Annotated in this window: 1 protein-coding gene; it reads right to left on the reverse strand. The window is 68.1% G+C overall.

The annotated features are described in order from the left end of the window. Nucleotides 1-524: LptF/LptG family permease (locus BAE31_RS06275; RefSeq protein WP_139336374.1), on the reverse strand; the 524-nt coding region annotated here is incomplete at both ends.

Genomic DNA, 524 nt, shown 5'->3' on the forward strand with positions numbered 1-524 from the left:
GTGGTCTTCCTGGTACTGCGCGCGGCGGGCGAAGCTCGAGGTGACCATGTGCCGCTGCTCGTCGAAACGGTAGCGGGTCACGCCCAGCAGCAGGCCATTGGGCTGCACCGAGTTGATGTGCACGAACTCCTCGCCCTGGCGGTGCCACATGCCACGCTTGGAACTCTGCGCCTCGCCGCCGCCCTGGGCCAGCGAGCGCTCGGCCTGGGCCTTGTTCTCGGTCACCGGGGCCAGGTATTCGCCCAACAGCAGCCCGACGATCATCAGCACCAGCATCGGCTTCATGACCGCCCAGACGATACGGCCGATCGACACCCCGGCCGCGCGCATGATGGTCAGCTCGCTGCTGCTGGCCAGGCTGCCGAGGCCGACCAGGCAGCCGATCAGCGCCGCCATCGGCAGCATGTCGTACAGGCGCCGCGGCGCGGTCAGCAGGACGAAGCTGCCCGCGTCCATGAGCGTGTAGGTGTCGCTGATGTCGCCCATCTCGTCGATGAAGGCGAACAGCGAGGCCAGGCCCAGGA

It is taken from the genome of Bacillus sp. I-2 (genome assembly GCF_001974945.1).
In the GTDB taxonomy this organism is placed as follows: domain Bacteria; phylum Bacillota; class Bacilli; order Bacillales; family Bacillaceae; genus Bacillus; species Bacillus safensis.